Here is an 18,258-nt window from a genome sequence, read left to right as displayed (position 1 = left end):
GGCGGGGCCCGCGAGGGCCCGGGCGGACCGGCCAAACTCTCAGGTCGGCGACCCGGTCGCCGGATGACAGAGCGGGGAGGTCACCACCCGTTCCCGGCGTGCGCCGGGCCGATTCTCGGAGCCGCCCCGTGACCCAGCCCGAGCACGCACCGGTCCACCGCACCGACGCGGCCGCCGGCTTCGCCGACCGCCACATCGGACCCCGGACGGACGACCTGGCGACCATGCTGGCGGCCGTCGGCCACACGTCGCTGGACGGGTTCGTCGACGCGGCGGTGCCGGCCACCATCCGCACCGACCGACCGCTGGACCTGCCCGCCCCGCGCGGCGAGGAGGAGGTCCTCGACGCGCTGCGCGCCGTCGCCGCGAGGAACACCGTGATGACGCAGATGATCGGGCTCGGGTACGCCCCGACCGTCACGCCCGCGGTCATCCGACGCAACGTGCTCGAGTCGCCCGCCTGGTACACCGCGTACACGCCGTACCAGCCGGAGATCTCCCAGGGTCGGCTCGAGGCGCTGCTGAACTTCCAGACCGTCGTGGCCGACCTCACCGCGCTGCCCGTCGCCAACGCCTCGCTGCTGGACGAGGCCACGGCCGTCGCCGAGGCCGTCCTGCTCATGCGACGCGCGGTCAAGGGACGACCCGACGGCGTCGTCGTGCTCGACGCCGACTGCCTGCCGCAGACGCTCGAGGTGGCCCGCGGGCGCGCCGAGGCGACGGGCCTGCCGCTGGTGGTCGCCGACCTCAGGCACGGGTGGCCCGACGGGCTCGGCGGCGAGGACGGCGTGATCGGCGTCGTCCTGCAGCAGCCCGGCGCCTCCGGTGCGGTGCGCGACCTGCGTCCGCTCGTCGCCGCGGCGAAGAGCGCGGGCGCGCTCGTCACCGTCGCCGCCGACCTGCTCTCCCTGACCCTGCTGACGCCGCCCGGCGAGCTGGGCGCCGACGTCGCGGTCGGCAGCGCCCAACGGTTCGGCGTCCCGCTGTTCTTCGGCGGGCCGCACGCCGCGTTCATGGCGGTGCGCACCGGGCTGGAGCGGATGCTGCCCGGGCGGCTGGTGGGCGTCTCGGTCGACGCCGACGGCGACCGCGCGTACCGCCTCGCGCTGCAGACCCGCGAGCAGCACATCCGCCGGGAACGGGCGACCAGCAACATCTGCACCGCGCAGGCGCTGCTCGCGATCGTCGCCTCGATGTACGCCGTGCACCACGGCCCCGACGGCCTCCGGGCGATCGCCGAGCGCGTGCACGGGCACGCGGTCGCGCTGGCCGCCGGGCTGCGGTCGGGCGGTGTGGCGGTGCAGCACGAGGCGGTCTTCGACACCGTGCGCGCGGTCGTGCCCGGACGGTCGGGCGCCGTCCTCGCCGCGGCCGCGCGGCGCGGCGTGAACGTGCACGCCCCGGACGCCGACCACGTCCAGGTCGCCTGCGACGAGACGACCACCGACGCCGACGTCGCCACCGTCCTGGCCGCCTTCGCCGACGCCGGCGCCAGTCCCGGTGACGCGGCGGCGTCCCGGAGCCGGCCGGACGCGGCGGTCGCGCCGGGGGCACGGGCGGACGGCCCGGCGTCGGGCGGCACCGGACTGCCGCCGGAGCTGCGCCGGACGAGCCCCTACCTGACCCACCCGGTGTTCCACCTGTACCGCTCGGAGACGGCCATGCTCCGGTACCTGCGGCGGCTGGCGGACCGCGACCTCGCGCTGGACCGGACGATGATCCCGCTCGGGTCGTGCACCATGAAGCTCAACGCGACCGTCGAGATGGAGCCGATCGGCTGGCCGGGCTTCGCGTCCATCCACCCGTACGCGCCGCGTGAGCAGACCGCCGGCTACACCGAGCTGGTCGAGCAGCTCGAGGGCTGGCTGGCCGAGATCACCGGGTACGCCGCGGTGTCGGTGCAGCCCAACGCCGGGTCGCAGGGCGAGCTCGCCGGGCTGCTCGCCATCCGCGGCTACCTGCGCGACCAGGCCGGCCCGGACGACGCCCGGCGCGACGTCTGCCTCATCCCCGCGTCGGCGCACGGCACCAACGCGGCGTCCGCGGTGCTCGCCGGCATGCGCGTCGTGGTCGTGGCCACCGCCGACGACGGCTCGGTGCGGCAGGACGACCTGCGCGCGAAGCTCGCCGAGCACGGCCCGCGCGTCGCGGCGATCATGATCACCTACCCCTCGACCCACGGCGTGTACGAGCCCGACGTGCGCACGGTGTGCGACCTCGTGCACGCGGCCGGCGGGCAGGTGTACGTCGACGGCGCCAACCTCAACGCCCTGGTGGGCCTGGGCCGGCCGGCGGAGCTCGGTGGGGACGTGTCGCACCTGAACCTGCACAAGACGTTCTGCATCCCGCACGGCGGCGGAGGGCCCGGCGTCGGCCCGGTCGCGGTGGCCGCGCATCTCGCGCCGTACCTGCCGGGGCGGGGACGGGTCGCGCCGGTGTCCGCGGCCCCGTACGGGTCGGCGGGCATCCTGCCGATCTCGTGGGCCTACGTGGCGCTGATGGGCGGTGAGGGGCTCCGCCGCGCGACCGAGACCGCGGTGCTCGCCGCGAACTACCTGGCCGCGCGGCTGGGCGACCACTTCCCGGTGCTCTACACCGGGCCCACGGGCCTGGTCGCGCACGAGTGCATCCTGGACCTGCGCGCGATCACCAAGGGGACGGGCGTCACCGCCGAGGACGTCGCCAAGCGGCTCATGGACTACGGGTTCCACGCGCCGACGCTGTCGTTCCCCGTGCCGGGCACGCTCATGGTCGAGCCGACCGAGAGCGAGGACCTCGCCGAGCTGGACCGGTTCGTCGACGCCCTGGTCGCGATCCGCGGCGAGATCGATGCGGTCGCCGCCGGGCGGTGGGAGGTCGCCGACTCGCCGTTGCGCGGGGCCCCGCACACCGCCGCCGCCGTCACCGCCGACACCTGGGACCGGCCCTACCCGCGCGAGCTCGCCGCGTACCCGGTCGCGTCCCTGCGCGCGGACAAGTACTGGCCCCCCGTGCGGCGGGTGGAGGGCGCGTACGGGGACCGCAACCTGGTGTGCTCGTGCCCGCCGATCGAGGCGTACGAGCGATGAGCACCGGCAGCGGGACGGGCGGCGCCGGCAGCACCGACGACGACGGCGCCGCCGGTCCGGCGGGTACCGCGGCGGACGGCGCGCTGCGGCGCAGCCCGCTGCACGACGAGCACGCCGCCCTCGGCGCGACCCTCACCCCCTTCGCCGGGTGGTCGATGCCCCTGCGGTACGCCGGGGACCGCGCCGAGCACCTCGCCGTGCGGACCGCCGCGGGGCTGTTCGACCTGTCCCACATGGCCGAGATCGAGGTGGCCGGCCCGGGCGCCGCGGCCGCGCTGGACCACGCCCTCGTCGGGCACCTGTCCGCGGTGGCGGTGGGCCGGGCCCGGTACACGATGATCTGCGCCCCCGACGGCGGCGTCCTGGACGACCTGGTCGTGTACCGGACCGGGACGGACTCCTTCCTCGTGGTGGCGAACGCGGCCAACGCCGGCGTCGTGCTGTCCGAGCTGACGCAGCGCGCGCAGGGTTCCGGTGCCCGGGTCACCGATGCGTCGGCCGCGACCGCGCTGATCGCGGTGCAGGGGCCGCGCGCGGCCGCCGTCGTGACCTCGCTCGCCGCGGCCGGGGACGTCGAGGCTGTCACGAGCCTGCGCTCCTCCGCGGGTCTGCCCGCGACTGTGGCGGGCGTGCCGGCGCTGGTCGCGCGCACCGGGTACACCGGCGAGGACGGCTTCGAGCTGTTCGTGCCCGCCGCGTCGGCCGCCGCCCTGTGGCGCGGGCTGCTCGCCGCCGGTGCGCCGCACGGCCTGGTCCCGGCCGGGCTCGCGGCGCGGGACACCCTGCGTCTGGAGGCGGGCATGCCGCTGTACGGCCACGAGCTCGACCGCACGACGACGCCGTACGACGCCGGCCTGGGCCGGGTCGTCCGGCTGGGCACGATCGGGCCGGACGGTGCGCCCCGGGCGTTCGTCGGGCGGGACGCGCTGGCGGCGCGCTCCGCGGCGGTGCCGGACCGGGTGCTGGTCGGTCTGCAGGGCCTGGGCCGGCGGGCCGCTCGTGCCGGGCACCGGGTCGTCCGAGCCCCCGACGCCCTGGACGACGTCGTCGGTCGCGTGACGTCCGGGGCGCCGTCGCCCACGCTGGGGTACCCGGTCGCGATGGCCTACGTGGTCCCGGACGCCGCCGCCCCGGGCACCGACCTCGCGGTCGACGTGCGCGGACGCGCCGAACCCGTGCGCGTGGTGCCCCTGCCCTTCTACCGTCGTCCCGAGTCCGTCCCGCCGAGCAGCCTGCGTCCCCAGGAGACACCGTGACCAGCAGCTTCCCCGACCACCTGCGCTACACCGTCGAGCACGAGTGGCTCGCAGCGGGATCGCCGGCGACCGTCGGCATCACCGCGACGGCCGCCGAGGCGCTCGGCGAGCTGGTGTACGTCGAGCTGCCCGCGGTCGGCGACGCCGTCACGGCGGGCCAGGTGTGCGGCGAGGTGGAGTCCACCAAGTCGGTCTCCGAGCTGTACTCCCCGGTGACCGGCACCGTGGTCGAGGTGAACACCGCGGCGGTCGACGACCCGGCCGTGGTCGGGTCCGACCCGTACGGCGCGGGCTGGCTGCTGCGGGTGGAGGTGAGCGGCACGGGACCGCTGCTCAGCGCCGCGGAGTACCGGGCGCACGTGGGGAGCTGACCGGCACGGCGTCCGGAGCCGTGGACCGGACGGGTGACCCGCCGGTTCCTGGCAGGCGCCCCGCCGCGGCGCCGGTGATCCGCCCCTGACCTGCACGGATGCCCGATATCAGGCCGCTCGTGCGCGCGCCAGCGAGCCGGCCGGAAACTTCGGGTGAAAACCGCGTCATAGGTGCGGGTGTGAGGCGTCTCTCCTTGTGTCAGAAGGCACAGGCGGGCGCCCGACCGGGCAGCACGCCGCAGGAACACCGGAGGTCACCGTGAGCACTCTCGAGCTGGTCAGGCCCGGCGCGTACACCGCGCCCGTCGCCGAGCCCCTGACCCGGCGTGAGCTCGTGGTCCTCGGCCACCTCTCCGAGGACGTCACCCTGGAGGAGATCGCCACCACGCTGTTCGTCACCCGCAACACCGTCAAGTCCCAGGTGCGCAGCCTGTACCGCAAGCTCGGCGTCTCGACCCGCGCCGACGCGGTCGCCTGGGCGCACGCCGCCGGTCTGCGCTGAGCCGTCGGCGTCCCGGCCGGCGTGCCGCCGGCCGAGCGTGACGGCTCCCGCTCGGTGACCGTGCGGCCCGGTGCGGCCCGGTGCGGCCCGGTGCGGCCCGGTGCGGCAGGGTGGGGCACGTGCCCGCACCCTCAGCCGACGCCGAGCCCGGCCGTGAGACCGACACCCGACCCGGCAGCGTGACCGGAGCAGGTCCCGACGGACACGGTCCGGCGCCGGGCCCGCGGACGGCGCAGCCGCCGCGCTCCGCACCGGCTGCGGCAGGACCTCGCCGCGACCCACCGGCGGCCTCGACGCGCGGGCGCACCCTCGCCCGACGCCTCCCCGGCGCGCTGGCGGTGCTGGCCGTCGCGATCGCCTGCCTGCTGGCCGCGTCCCGCGTCCCCGCCGTCTCGGCGCTCCTGCTGGCCATCGCCGTCGGCGTCCTGGCACGCAACCTCCACGTCGTGCCGGCCGTCCTCGAGCCGGGCCTGGCCTGGTCCTCTCGCCCGTTGCTGCGCACGGGGGTCGTCCTGCTCGGGCTGCAGCTCGCCGTGGCCGACGTGCTCCGGCTGGGCCTGGGTGAGCTCGCCGTGCTCCTGGTGACCGTCGCGGCGACATTCGCCGTGACCGTCCTCGTCGGCCGCCGGATGGGCGTGCGCCGGCCGGTGCGGCTGCTCGTCGCGACCGGCTTCGCGATCTGCGGTGCCGCGGCCGTCGCCGCGATGGCGCCGGTCGCCGACGCCGACGACGAGGACGTCGCAACCGCCATCGCCCTGGTCACCCTGTACGGCAGCGCCACCATCGTGCTGGTCCCCGTGCTGGCCGGCCTGCTCGGCCTCGCCGACCGCACCGCCGGGCTCTGGGCAGGGCTGGCGGTCCACGAGGTCGCACAGGTCGTCGCGGCGGCCGGCGCGGTGTCCGGTGTCGCGCTCGCCGCCGCCGTCGTCGCCAAGCTGGCGCGCGTGGTGCTGCTCGCCCCGCTCGTCGCGGGCGTGAGCGTCGCGGTCCGCCGGGGCACGGCGCCGGTCGCGGGCCGCCGCCGCCCGCCCCTGCTGCCCCTGTTCGTCGTCGGCTTCCTCGTCGCGGTCGCCGTACGCAGCACCGGGCTGCTGCCCGACCGGGTCCTGACGCACGCGTCGGTGCTCACCACGGTGCTCCTCGCCGCGGCGATGGTCGGCCTCGGCGCACAGGTCGACCTGCGCCGGCTGGTGCGGACCGGCGGACGCGCCCTGGGTCTGGGTGCGGTGTCCACCGTCACCGCGCTCGCGGTCAGCCTCGGCGGGCTGCTCCTGGTCGGCTAGGCAGGGGTGCCGGGTCCCGGGCCCAGGATCCGGCGACCGCGTGCACGGGGCGGCCGACGTCGTCCCGCCGGCTCAGACCGTCGGCACCGCTGCACCGCGTGACGTCTCACCGTGCCGGGACCCGGCCCGCGTCATCTCGTGATGCGCGGAAGTGAGAACTCGAAGCCTGCCGGGTTGTGCAGGCCTCCCGCGGCGCACCGGTGGTTCGCGCGGTCAGGGCCGTTGAAGAACATGCCGTGGCACGTCGTGCAGAACCGCCAGTTGGTCTGGAGAGCGCCGTTCGGCGGGAGGTCATGCGGAAGGGCGAAGGCAAGCCCGACGGATGCGTCGTGCAGACCTCCCGCCGGGCACCGGTGGTTGCTCGTGTCCCCCCCGGAGAAGAACATGCCGTGACACCGCGGGCAGAATCGCCAGCCGGCCTGGAGGCGCGGTCCCTCCGGGACGGAGTGCACGGCGATGAACTCGTCCCCCAGCGGGAGATGCACCTCCCCGCTCGGGCACCGGTGGTTGACCTGGTCGGGACCGTTCCAGAACAGCCCGTGGCACCGTGCGCAGAAGCGCCAGTCGTCCTGCACGGGATGAGTCAGCACATAGCGGAAATGGGCTCCGGTGTTCCCGCCCCCGGCCGACCGGCTGACCTGGAACTCCGGCGCCCGAGCTCCCGAGACCTGGACCTCTGCGTGGTTGCCGCCCACGAAGGGATTGCTGAAGCGGATCGTCAGCGACACGTCGCGCCCGACGAAGGACGCCGTACCGACGGCGCCCTGAGCGAAGTCGGTGCTGTGGGACGACATCATGCCGGGAGTGAAGGGATCGATCCGTGCGGGTGCTTGCCCGAAGGCGCCCGACTCGTGCGAGTGGCCGGTGGGCTGCAAGCTCTCCGGCGTCATGTTGTCGACCTCGATGATGCACGAGCGGTCGAACGCCTGAAGCACGCTGTTCATCGCGTTGATCACCTCGGGCGCTGCCTTGACGACGCTGACAGCGATGGCGATGGACTCGGCAAGTGCCATGGTGTCCTCCTCTTTGACGCGGGCGTCACGACGACGGCAGCGCACTCTCGTCGTCGTGGAACCACGACGCGGTGCGGTCGCGAGTGGCGTCGGGAAATCGCGGGAGTGACGTCGGGCACCCCGTCGGCGCCGGCGTCAGAGTGGTCGTCCGGGTCCGCAGGCCCAGGTCCCCGATCGCGCAGAAGTCATTCAGGCACGTCGACCGGTCCGCGCGCGGATGGAGCCCCGCGGCCTCTCGGTCCCGGGCTCGCTGTCGACTGCAGATCCCGTTATAGACCGCTTGCCGGACGCGGTCCACGAGATTGATGCCCGTCCGTCCGTCCGCGCCCGGCGGTCCGGGAACCCGACCAGGGAACGGGACGGAGGGCGTGGGCCGACCGTGCCATCGATCGCAGGGGCCTCGTCACCCTGCGCGGCCGGGAGAGCCTCGCAGACTAGGAGAGACTGCGCGCCATGACCCCTGCCGACACCCCTCCCGGCGCCCCGGCTCCCGTGCTCGTCGTGGCCGCGGCGATCCTGGACGACCTCGTCGCGCCGACGCGGCTGCTCGCCGCGCGGCGGGCTCGGCCGGTCAGCCTGGCCGGCCGCTGGGAGTTCCCGGGCGGCAAGGTGGAGCCCGGGGAGGACCCGGTGGCCGCCGTGCACCGCGAGCTGCGCGAAGAGCTCGGCGTCGGGGTGCGACTCGGCCAGGAGCTCGTCGCGCCCGGCCGGACCGGCTGGCGGCTGTCGGAGCGGTACGTGATGCGGCTGTGGACGGCGCAGGTCGGCGACGGTGTCGCGGAGCCGCTCGTCGAGCACGACGAGCTGCGGTGGCTCGGGGTCGGCGACTGGCTGTCCGTACCGTGGCTGGACGCCGACGTGCCCATCGTCGAGGCCCTCGCCGACCACGTCGCGGGGCGCTGACCTGCACGCCCCGACGTGCCGACCCGATCGCTCAGGGCGAACGACGGGATCTGGCACTCACCATGCCCGAGTGCTAGAACAGGGGCGTAGCCACCCGGGTCGGCAGGGGCCGGACCGGGAGCACCGGGCCCCGGAGGCCGGGGCCTCTTGTGACGAGGAGGTGAGGGGTGTGGCTACCCGATTCGACCCGTTCCAGGAGATGGACCGCCTGCTGGGTCAGGTCTTCGGTGCCGCGCAGGCGGCCGGCACCATGCCGATGGATCTGTTCCGGTCCGGCGACCACTTCGTCCTCAACGTGGACCTACCCGGAGCGGACCCCGGCACCATCGACGTCAACGTCGAGGACCGGACCCTGACGATCCGCGCGGAGCGCACCGCCCGGACCGAGCAGGACGTCCAGTGGCTCGTCAACGAGCGCCCGAGCGGCACCTACGCGCGCCAGCTGACCGTGGGCCGCGGCCTCGCGCTGGACAAGATGAGCGCCACCTACGCCGACGGTGTCCTCTCGCTGACGATCCCGGTGGCCGAGGAGTCCAAGCCGCGCCGCGTCGAGGTCCAGCACCTGGCCACCGGCGGGCAGTCCGCGATCGGCGGCGGCGAGGCGCGGTCCGTCGACGCGCAGTCCATCGACGCCGAGCCGTCGTCCTCGGCGCACACCGGCTGAGGACACGGACGCCGGCGCGGGCCGCGGGCTCGTCCCGCGGCCCCGCCGGGCGTCATCCCCTCCGTCCGGTGCGGGCTGCGCTCGTCGCGTGCCGGCGGTCGCGGCCCGGCACGCCGGGCCCACCGCGATGCTGACAGGTCATACCTGTGCGGCGAGCGCGGCCCGCACCGAACGGGCGGCGGCCACCATGTTCCGCAGCGCCGGCTCCACCTCGTCGTACCGGCGCGTCTTGAGCCCGCAGTCCGGGTTGACCCACAGCAGCGCCGGGTCGACGGACCGGACGGCCTCGTGGAGCAGCGCGGCGACGCCCTGGGTGTCCGGGACCCGCGGGGAGTGGATGTCGTAGACGCCGGGACCGACGCCGCGGGTGTACCCGGCCGCCGCGAGGTCGCCGAGGACCTCCATCCGGGACCGGGCCGCCTCGATGCTCGTGACGTCGGCGTCCAGGGCGTCGATCGCGCCGATGACCTCGCCGAACTCCGAGTAGCACAGGTGCGTGTGCACCTGCGTGTCGTCACGGACGCCCGACGTCGCCAGCCGGAACGCCCCGACGGACCAGTCCAGGTACGCCGGGCGGTCCGCGGCGCGCAGCGGCAGCAGCTCGCGCAGCGCCGGCTCGTCGACCTGCACGACCGCGATCCCGGCCGCCTCGAGGTCGGCGATCTCCTCGCGCAGCGCGAGCGCGACCTGCCGTGCGGTGTCGGCCAGCGGCTGGTCGTCGCGCACGAACGACCACGCCAGGATGGTGACCGGGCCCGTCAGCATGCCCTTGACCGGCCGGTCGGTGAGCGACGCGGTGTAGGTCGACCACTCGACGGTGATGGGTGCGGGCCGGGTCACGTCCCCCCACAGGATCGGCGGGCGCACGCAGCGCGACCCGTAGGACTGCACCCAGGCGTGGGTCGTGGAGACGAAGCCGGTCAGGTGCTCGGCGAAGTACTGCACCATGTCGTTGCGCTCGGGCTCACCGTGCACGAGCACGTCCAGGCCGAGGTCCTCCTGGAGCGCGACGACCCGGCGGATCTCGGCGCGCATGGCGTCCGCGTAGTCCTCGGCGCTCAGCGTGCCCCGGGCCAGGCCGGCCCGTGCGGTCCGGATCTCACCGGTCTGCGGGAACGAGCCGATCGTCGTGGTGGGCAGCGGCGGCAGACCCAGGCGGGCCTCCTGGGCCGCCCGGCGCACCGCCGGGTCCGGCCGGTGCAGGGCGTCCGGGCCGAGCGCGGCGAGCCGGTCGCGCAGGTCCGGACGGACGACGCCGTCGGCGGTGGCGCGGGTGCCGCGCGCGACGGCGGCCGCCCGGACCGCGTCGTCGACCGCGTGCGGACCGTCGGTCAGGCCGGTGGCCAGGGTGACCACCTCGCGCACCTTCTGGTCGGCGAACGCGAGCCAGCTGCGCAGGGTGGGGTCCAGGTCCGGCTCGTCGTCGACGTCGTGCGGCACGTGCAGCAGGGACGCCGAGGTGCCGGCCGTGACGGAGACGTCGGGGCCGAGCGCCGCGCGCAGTGCCGCGAGGGTGTCCAGGGCACCGCCGAGGTCGCTGCGCCACACGTTGCGACCGTCCACGACCCCGCCGACCACGGTCAGGGCGTGCCCGTCCGCCGGGCGGGGCAGCGGACCGGTCGGCGCGGCGCCACGCACGAGGTCGAGCGCGACCCCCTCGACCCCGGCCGCGGTGAGGGCCCCGAGCGCGTCGCCCGGGTCGCCGTGCGGGGTCGCGACCAGCAGCGCCGGCCGGTCGGGGACGACGGCGTCGCCGGTCAGGGCCGTGTACGCCCGCCGGACCGCGTCCAGCACCCGGGCACGGTCCACGCCGGTCAGGTCCGCCACGAGGGCCGGCTCGTCGAGCTGGACCCAGGTGGCGCCCGCAGCGGCCAGCGCGCGCAGCACCTGGGCGTAGACGGCGACGACGTCGTCGAGCCGGTCCAGCGGCGAGAAGCCGGCGGGGGCGTCGTCGGTCGCCTTGGCGAGCAGCAGGACGGTGACCGGACCGACCAGGACCGGCCGGGTCAGCACGCCGTCGGCCAGCGCCTCGGTGAGCTCGCGGACCGGCCGGTCGTCGGCCATCCGCAGGATCGTGCCCGGACCGATCTCGGGCACGAGGTAGTGGTAGTTCGTGTCGAACCACTTGGTCATCTCCAGCGGTGGTGCGTCCGGCAGCCCGCGAGCCAGCGCGGACAGCGTGTCGAGCCCCACCGCCCGGCCCGGGCCGGGCGCGACGGCGGCGAACCGGCCCGGCACGGCGCCCAGCATGAGCGCGGCGTCGAGGACGTGGTCGTAGAAGGAGAACGCGGAGGGGATCGCCGGGACGTCGGTCGCCAGGCCCAGGTCGGCGAGCCGCCGACGGGTGCGCGAGCGCAGGTCCGCCGCCACCCGCTCGACGTCGTCGGCGGTGGCGGACCCGGCCCAGTACGCCTCGAGGGCACGCTTGAGCTCGCGGCGCGGCCCGATGCGCGGGTAGCCCAGGACGCTCGCGGCGGGGAACGGCGGGACGGCGGGCGGGGTGGACGGCATGGTCATGGTGCCCCCTGGGGCTCGAGGTCGTGCGGGCGGGCGATCGGGTCGGACGGGCCGTCGGGTGCGGCGTCGCACAGGCCCGTGCCCTCGACGAGGGCGAGCGCGTCGCGATGTCGGTTGAAGGTGTAGACGTGCAGACCCGGCGCGCCGGCGTCCAGCACGGCGTTGGCCACGTCGATGCTCGCGCGCAGGCCGACGCGGCGGCGTTCGTCCTCGTCGTCGGCGGCGAGCAGGCGGGCCAGCAGGTCGGCCGGGACCGGCACGCCGGTGAGCTCCTCGACCCGCAGCAGCCGCCCGGGGTCCGTGGTGGGGATGACCCCGGCGAGGATCGGGATCGTGATGCCCAGCGCCCGCGCGTCGCGGAGCAGGTCGGTGTAGGTGGCCGGGTCGAAGAAGACCTGGGTGATCGCGAAGTCGGCGCCGGCCCGCTGCTTGGCGAGCAGCGCCTGCAGGTCCCGGCCCCGCCGCTCGGCCGGGCTGCCGGGACCGGGGTGGCCGGTGGGGAACGCCGCCACGGCGACGCTGAGCTTGTGGGCCGCCCCGCGCAGCGCCTGGCTCGCGGACGAGCCGCAGCGCGCGGCCTCCACCTCGCGGAGCAGCTCGACGAGCTCGCTGGCCCGGCTCAGGCCGCCCGGGTGCGGGCGCCAGTCCGCGGCCCCGACCGGTGGGTCACCGCGCAGCGCCAGGAACGTCCGCACGCCCTCGTCGAGGAACTCCTCGATCACGGTGACCAGCTCGCTGCGGGTCGCGCCGACGCACGTCAGGTGGGCGATGGGCAGCACCGACGTCTCGGCGAGCAGGCGCCGGACCAGCTCGCGGGTGGTGGCCCTGGTGGATCCCGACGCCCCGTAGGTCACCGAGATGAAGTCCGGGCGCACGGCCGCCAGCCGCTGCACCGTCGTCCACAGCTGCGCGGTCGCCTCGGGGGTCCGGGGCGGGAACAGCTCGAACGACACGGTCGGCCGGTCGATGGCCGCCGGCCCGTGCGTCAGTCCGGGACGGCGGGCGGGGACGGCTGGCGGCATCGGCTCTCCATCGCTCCCGGCGGAAGCACCCACACCCTGGTCGTCGGGGGGTTGCTGCGGCGTCGTCGAACCGGGTCTCTCGGCCGCTCTGGATGGTGCGGCGAGCATAGGTCGGCCGCGCCGACGGGGGCAACGACCGGTTCGGCAGCCCCGATTACCGAAAAGACCGAAAAGCATTGCGGCCGCTCCGGCGGCCGTGGTTCGCTGGCCGGGCCAATCCATGCTCTCAATGACGAGGAGCGCGTTGTGACTGACAGATCTCGGTGGGGGCGCCGGCGCGGGCGCGGCCTGATGGCCGGCTCGCTCGGCGCGACGATGGCGGCCACGCTGCTCGTGGCGCCGTCGGCGTACGCGGCAGACGAGGACCGGTTGAACTCCGGTGTGGGCTTCCCGGTATGGGCGGGTTCGGCCGACCCGGTCCCGGAGCTGCCGACCGACTTCACGGTCGGCAACCAGATGCGAGCCGTCTTCGAGGCCGACCTGGCCGCCGGTGCCGGCCAGAGCCCGGACTCCGACTTCTGGATCGACAGCATGCTGGCCCGGTACGGGACGGCCGGCGGCTACGGCGACACGAACAACTGGCTGTTCAGCCGCGGACGCGCTGCGTACATGTACACGCACCAGCCGAGTGTCATCGGTTTCGGTGGACGGGCCGCCTACTGGCACGAGCTCGGGGTCGACTCGCTCTACGGCGTCACGGTCCGCGTCGGCGGCCAGGACGTGGTCATGACCGAGGACACCGAGGCCCGCAAGCAGACGCCGAGCTACTGGCACAGCGTCTTCACCAACGCGGAGGCCGGCCTGCGGCTGGTCCAGACGAAGTACGTCACCCACGAGAACGTCGCCGTCACCCAGGTCGAGCTGACCAGCACCGACGGTGAGGCGAAGTCCGTCGAGCTGGTGGCGACCTCCCCACTCGCCGGCGTCGCCGCCGGCGAGGAGCTGACCGGCGTCCGGGTCACCCGCAACAACATCACGACGCTGTACCCGCGGTTCTCCGGCGACGGATTCGTGCCGCAGGGCCAGTCGCTGGTCCGCACGCTCGACGTGCCGGCGGACGGCTCGGCCGGCACCAAGCTTCAGCTCGGCCTGATCGCGGACGAGCTGCCCGGCTCGCGCGCGCAGTACGACGCGGTGCGCGCGGCGGCGCCGGGTGAGGCGTACACCACTCACGTGACCGCCTACAACGAGTGGTGGGCGGACAACATCCCCTACCTGGACACGCCCGAGGACAACATCGACAAGACGCTGTTCTATCGATGGTGGCTCATGCGGTTCAACTACCTCGATGCGAACGTCCCGGGCAACGACTACCAGTTCCCGACGTCGATCGAGGGCGTGACCGGCTACAACAACGCCATCGTCCTGACGACCGGCATGTTCATCGACGACCTGAAGTACTTCCGCGACCCGGTCTACTCCTACGGTCCGTGGGTGTCCGCCGGTGAGACGGCGCGCAGCGGCAAGATGGAGGACAACCCAGGGTCGCCGTCGAACTGGAGCAACAGCTACACCCAGTACATCAGCGAGGCGGCCTGGCGCTCCTACCAGCTGCACGGCGGGCCGGCGGCGATCGCCGAGAACCTGGCGGTCTACGGCGAGAACGACGTCAAGGGCCTGCTCGAGGACTTCGACAGCAACGGCAACAACCTCATCGAGTACGACTGGGGCGCGATGACCGGCAACGACGCCGATGCGGTGTCGTTCGACTGGGCCGCGGAGCACGGCGAGACCAACATGGACCGCGCCGAGAACGCCTACCTGTACTCCAACGCGATGGCCTCGGCCGAGGCCTACGCCGCCGCGGGCGACGAGGCCGAGGCACAGGAGATGCGCGACCTCGCCGCGAGCATCAAGTCGGCGGTGATGGACACGCTGTGGGACGCCGAGGACGACCTCATCAAGCACCGGCAGGCCGGTGGCGAGAACCTCCTGGTGGACTGGAAGGAGATCAACAACTACTACCCGTTCAGCGTGGGCCTGGTCCCGCAGCCCGGCGACGCGGACTACGACGACGACTACGTCGAGGCGCTGCGGCTGTGGCGCTACTACGACGAGTACCCGATCTTCCCGTTCTACACGGCCAACCAGGTCGACGCCGCCGAGCGTGGCGCGGGCGGCAGCAACAACTTCTCCATCATCAACTCCACGGTGACGTTCCGGATGCTGTCCAGCGTCCTGCGCAACTACCCGAACGAGTACGTCGGCTCGGACTACTACAAGAAGCTCCTGTACTGGAACGCGTGGGCGCACTACATCGACGGTGACAACCGGCTGCCGGACCAGAACGAGTTCTGGAACACCGGGTCGGCGAACACCGAGTGGGGCGACGAGCAGGACATCGGCTACCGGTCGTGGATCCACCACACGATCCTCGGCACCACCAACTTCACAATGATCGAGGACGCGATGGGCCTGCGTCCTCGCTCGGACGCGATGATCGAGCTCGACCCGATCGACATCGACTGGCCGTACTTCACCGCCAACAACATCGCCCTGCGGGACCGCGACCTGACCATCGTGTGGGACGAGCCCGGCGACGGGCAGCGCCCGTACGGCGAGGGCGTCCCCGAGGGCTACTCGGCCTTCCTCGACGGCGAGCTGGCCTTCACCACCGACTCCCTGGGCCGCGTGGTCTACGACCCGGCCACCGGGACCGTCGTGGAGAAGGACGACGACGTGACGGTCGTGACGGTCACCCAGCAGAGCCTGCAGGCGCCCAACGAGGTGCGATTCGCCGACGACGCCCGCGTGGTGGACCTGTTCGCCAAGGCCGGCGCGGACATCGCGACCGGCACCACCGGGACGCCCAACCTCGCCGAGGGCGCCCAGGTCACCGCGACCTTCACGGCCGACGACCCGTTCAGCAGCCCGCAGGCCGCGGTCAACGGCACCACCATCAACGAGCCGTTCTGGGGCACCGCCGGCTCACCGAACGCCGAGGACTCGCTCGAGATCGATCTCGGCTCGGCGCAGGCCCTCGACGAGGTGCGGGTGTACTTCTACCGCACGTCGTCGTCCGACTCGCCCCAGGGCGGTCGCCTGGCCGGGACGCGCCCGGGGTACGCCGCCCCGTCGATGTACACCGTCGAGTACCTCGACGGTGACACCTGGCGGCCGGTCCCGGGCCAGGCGAAGGACCCGGTCTACCCGCAGGGGAACCTCAACCGGGTGCTCTTCCCGGAGATCACGACGCAGCGGATCCGGCTCACCGTGACGCACGCCCCCGGCTTCCGGACGGGCGTCAAGGAGCTCCAGGTCCGCAGCACGGGCCTGGCGGCGCCGGCGGTCGACAACGCCGCACCGTCGGTGAGCGCGATCCAGGACGCCGTCTACTCCCAGGCCGGGTCCGCCCGGCTGATCGGCACCGTGCGCGACGACGGCCTGCCCGCGGGTGAGCTGTCCTCGCGGTGGAGCCTGGTGTCCGCACCCGAGGGCGCCACGGTGCTCTTCGACGACGACACCGCGGCGACCACGGTCGTCCGGTTCACCGCCGACGGCGAGTACCGGTTCCGGCTGACCGCCTCCGACGGCGCTGCCGAGGCCGGCACCGAGATCGTCGTCGTCGGGCAGGCACCGGCGGGCGGCACCACGAACGTCGCCCCGGCGGCGACGCCGACGGCGTCCTACACCGCGGGGTGGAACCGCGTGACCGCGGTCAACGACGGCGCCGGGCAGAACGCCGGCGGCGCGCAGGACGCGGTGTGGGGCACGTGGTCCGGCAGCCGGCCCGAGCAGCAGTGGCTGCAGTACACCTGGGACGGCCCGGTGCGGGTGAGCGGCTCGGAGATCATGTTCTGGACCGACGCGGAGGCCGGCAGCGGCCAGGGCGTGGCGGTGCCGGAGTCGTGGGTCATCCAGTACCGCGACGCCGCGGGTGCGTGGGTCGACGTGCCCGGCCCGAGCGGGTACGGCACCGAGCGCACCGGGACCAACGTGACCACGTTCGACGCGGTCACCACCGATGCGCTGCGGGCCACCTTCGACGCCGCGCCGAACGCGGACGCCACGTCGTACTCGGCGATCGGCGTCGCCGAGTGGGAGGTGTTCGCCGACTCGCCCGAGACCCTCGAGCCGCTGCACGTGCGCACCGCGGTGGGCGTGGTCCCCGACCTGCCCGACGAGGTCGTGGGCGTCTACGCCGACGGCAGCCGCAGCACCGTGGGCGTCGTCTGGCCGGAGATCACCGCCGACCAGGTCGCCGCGGACGGGCAGTTCACCCTGCAGGGCATCGCCGAGGGCACGCCGCTGACCCCGACGGTCACCGTCTGGGTCCGGTCCACGCCGCCGGGGCAGATCAACACGATCGACCCCGTGGCGGTCCGGACGGCCACGGGGGTCGCCCCGCAGCTGCCCGGGACGGTGGTCGTGCAGTACAACGACGGCTCGCGCGAGATGCTCCCGGTCACCTGGGAGGAGATCGACCCCGCCGACTACGCCGCGGACGGCACCTTCGAGGTGACCGGCACGGTCGAGGGCGCCGGGACGACCACGGCCGTCGCGACGGTCACCGTCGGGACCGGCGGCGGCTCGACCGATCCCGACACCACCGCCCCCGAGGTCTCGGTGGCCCTGGCGCCGACCCCCTCGGCCTCCGGCTGGGTCGCCGGTGACGTGACGGTCACGGTCACGGCGACCGACGACCGCCCCGGGGCGCCCACCGTCCAGATCCAGGTCGACGACGGCGCCTGGGCGGCTTACACCGCCCCGGTCGTGGTCACCGGCGAGGGGCAGCACCGCGTCGCCGTCCGGGCGACCGACGCAGCCGGCAACGTCTCGGCCGTGGTCGAGCGCACGGTGGGGATCGACCGCTCCGGTCCGCAGGTCGCGGCCGCGCTCGACGGCGACAGCCGCCGGGTCGTGGTCACGGCGACCGACGCCGGCTCCGGGGTGGCCTCGGTCCAGTACCGGCTGGGTGACGGCGAGTGGACGGCCTACACCGGGCCCGTCACCGTCGGTGACGACGCGGTGACCGTGCACGCGCGGGCCACCGACGCCGTCGGGAACGTGTCGACGGCGACGTCGGTCGACGTGCCCGCGGTGGACGACCCCGACCCGGTGGCGCCCGTGTTCGTCGACGTCTCCCCAGGTCACGTGTTCTACGACGAGATCCGATGGCTGGCCGAGTCGGGCCTGTCCACCGGCACGCAGGTCGGGGACCAGGTGTTCTTCTACCCGGCGTCCCCGATGAGCCGGCAGGCGATGGCGGCGTTCATGTACCGGTACGCGGGGGCGGACTGGGTGCCGGCGCAGGGGACGCAGTCGTTCTCCGACGTGCACCCGACGGATCCGTTCTATGTGCAGATCGAGTGGATGGCCGAGATGGACCTGGCCGGTGGGTACGCGGACGGGACGTTTGGTCCGACGCGTCCGGTGAGCCGGCAGGCGATGGCGGCGTTCCTGCACCGGGCGGCCGGTGAGCCGGTGCCGGGCTCGGCGGCGACGTTCACCGACGTGGCGCCGGGGCATCCGTTCGCGGAGGCGATCGGGTGGCTGGAGGAGGTCGAGATCGCCCGGGGGTATCCGGACGGCTCGTTCGGGACCGCCGTGCCGATCAGCCGGCAGGCTATGGCGGCGTTCCTCCACCGGTACGACGCCCTGCCGCAGACGGGCGACCTGGCCCAGCAGTGATGCACGCGGACGCGCCGGTGAGCATCCC

11 protein-coding genes and 1 riboswitch are annotated in these 18,258 nt (G+C 74.2%); of the genes, 8 read left to right on the top strand and 3 right to left on the bottom strand.

Annotation, left to right across the window (positions count from 1 at the left end):
* Positions 1 to 128: 128 nt before the first annotated feature.
* From gcvP to Q0840_RS08765, 5 genes are all read left to right on the top strand, one after another.
* The gene (gene gcvP, locus Q0840_RS08785) at positions 129 to 3,068 is read left to right on the top strand and encodes an aminomethyl-transferring glycine dehydrogenase (RefSeq protein ID WP_298458859.1); all 2,940 of its coding nucleotides are present in this window, start codon (positions 129 to 131) and stop codon (positions 3,066 to 3,068) included.
* Entirely contained in the window at positions 3,065 to 4,324 is a 1,260-nt protein-coding gene (gene gcvT / locus Q0840_RS08780) for a glycine cleavage system aminomethyltransferase GcvT (RefSeq protein ID WP_298458856.1), read from the top strand. Before gcvP ends, gcvT begins: the two co-directional genes overlap by 4 nt.
* A complete protein-coding gene (gene gcvH / locus Q0840_RS08775) occupies positions 4,321 to 4,695 on the top strand; it encodes a glycine cleavage system protein GcvH (RefSeq protein ID WP_298458853.1) in 375 nt (124 codons plus the stop codon). Before gcvT ends, gcvH begins: the two co-directional genes overlap by 4 nt.
* Positions 4,696 to 4,954: 259 nt before the next feature.
* Complete coding sequence (locus tag Q0840_RS08770; protein ID WP_298458851.1) at positions 4,955 to 5,197, top strand: LuxR C-terminal-related transcriptional regulator; 243 nt, start codon at positions 4,955 to 4,957, stop codon at positions 5,195 to 5,197.
* 338 nt (positions 5,198 to 5,535) lie between these two features.
* Positions 5,536 to 6,480 (top strand): YeiH family protein, encoded by a 945-nt coding sequence (locus Q0840_RS08765; RefSeq protein WP_298458849.1) that lies wholly within the window; start codon positions 5,536 to 5,538, stop codon positions 6,478 to 6,480.
* A 131-nt stretch (positions 6,481 to 6,611) separates the two neighbouring features.
* Here Q0840_RS08765 and Q0840_RS08760 read toward each other — a convergent pair whose 3' ends face one another.
* Entirely contained in the window at positions 6,612 to 7,493 is an 882-nt protein-coding gene (locus Q0840_RS08760; protein ID WP_298458846.1) for a hypothetical protein, read from the bottom strand.
* A 453-nt stretch (positions 7,494 to 7,946) separates the two neighbouring features.
* Here Q0840_RS08760 and Q0840_RS08755 point away from each other — a divergent pair, with 453 nt between their 5' ends.
* Positions 7,947 to 8,396: a (deoxy)nucleoside triphosphate pyrophosphohydrolase gene (locus tag Q0840_RS08755; RefSeq protein ID WP_298458845.1), complete on the top strand. Its 450-nt coding sequence runs from the start codon at positions 7,947 to 7,949 to the stop codon at positions 8,394 to 8,396.
* Between the two features lie 169 nt (positions 8,397 to 8,565).
* Complete coding sequence (locus Q0840_RS08750) at positions 8,566 to 9,060, top strand: Hsp20/alpha crystallin family protein (protein WP_298458844.1); 495 nt, start codon at positions 8,566 to 8,568, stop codon at positions 9,058 to 9,060.
* A 138-nt stretch (positions 9,061 to 9,198) separates the two neighbouring features.
* Here Q0840_RS08750 and metE read toward each other — a convergent pair whose 3' ends face one another.
* Positions 9,199 to 11,571, bottom strand: coding sequence for a 5-methyltetrahydropteroyltriglutamate--homocysteine S-methyltransferase (gene metE / locus Q0840_RS08745; RefSeq protein WP_298459078.1), 2,373 nt, complete (start codon positions 11,569 to 11,571; stop codon positions 9,199 to 9,201).
* 2 nt (positions 11,572 to 11,573) lie between these two features.
* On the bottom strand, positions 11,574 to 12,599 hold the full coding sequence (locus Q0840_RS08740; RefSeq protein ID WP_298458843.1) for a methylenetetrahydrofolate reductase: 1,026 nt from the start codon (positions 12,597 to 12,599) through the stop codon (positions 11,574 to 11,576).
* Positions 12,600 to 12,603: 4 nt separating this feature from the next.
* A riboswitch (SAM riboswitch) is annotated at positions 12,604 to 12,698 on the bottom strand.
* Positions 12,699 to 12,845: 147 nt separating this feature from the next.
* On the opposite strand from Q0840_RS08740, the gene Q0840_RS08735 reads away from it, so the two are divergent.
* On the top strand, positions 12,846 to 18,230 hold the full coding sequence (locus Q0840_RS08735) for an OmpL47-type beta-barrel domain-containing protein (protein WP_298458840.1): 5,385 nt from the start codon (positions 12,846 to 12,848) through the stop codon (positions 18,228 to 18,230).
* The last annotated feature ends 28 nt before the right edge of the window (positions 18,231 to 18,258 follow it).

It is taken from the genome of uncultured Cellulomonas sp., assembly GCF_947494015.1.
In the GTDB taxonomy this organism is placed as follows: domain Bacteria; phylum Actinomycetota; class Actinomycetes; order Actinomycetales; family Cellulomonadaceae; genus Pengzhenrongella.
The sequence above is the reverse complement of the archived record's forward strand: the minus strand, read 5'-3'. Positions and strand labels throughout refer to the sequence as shown.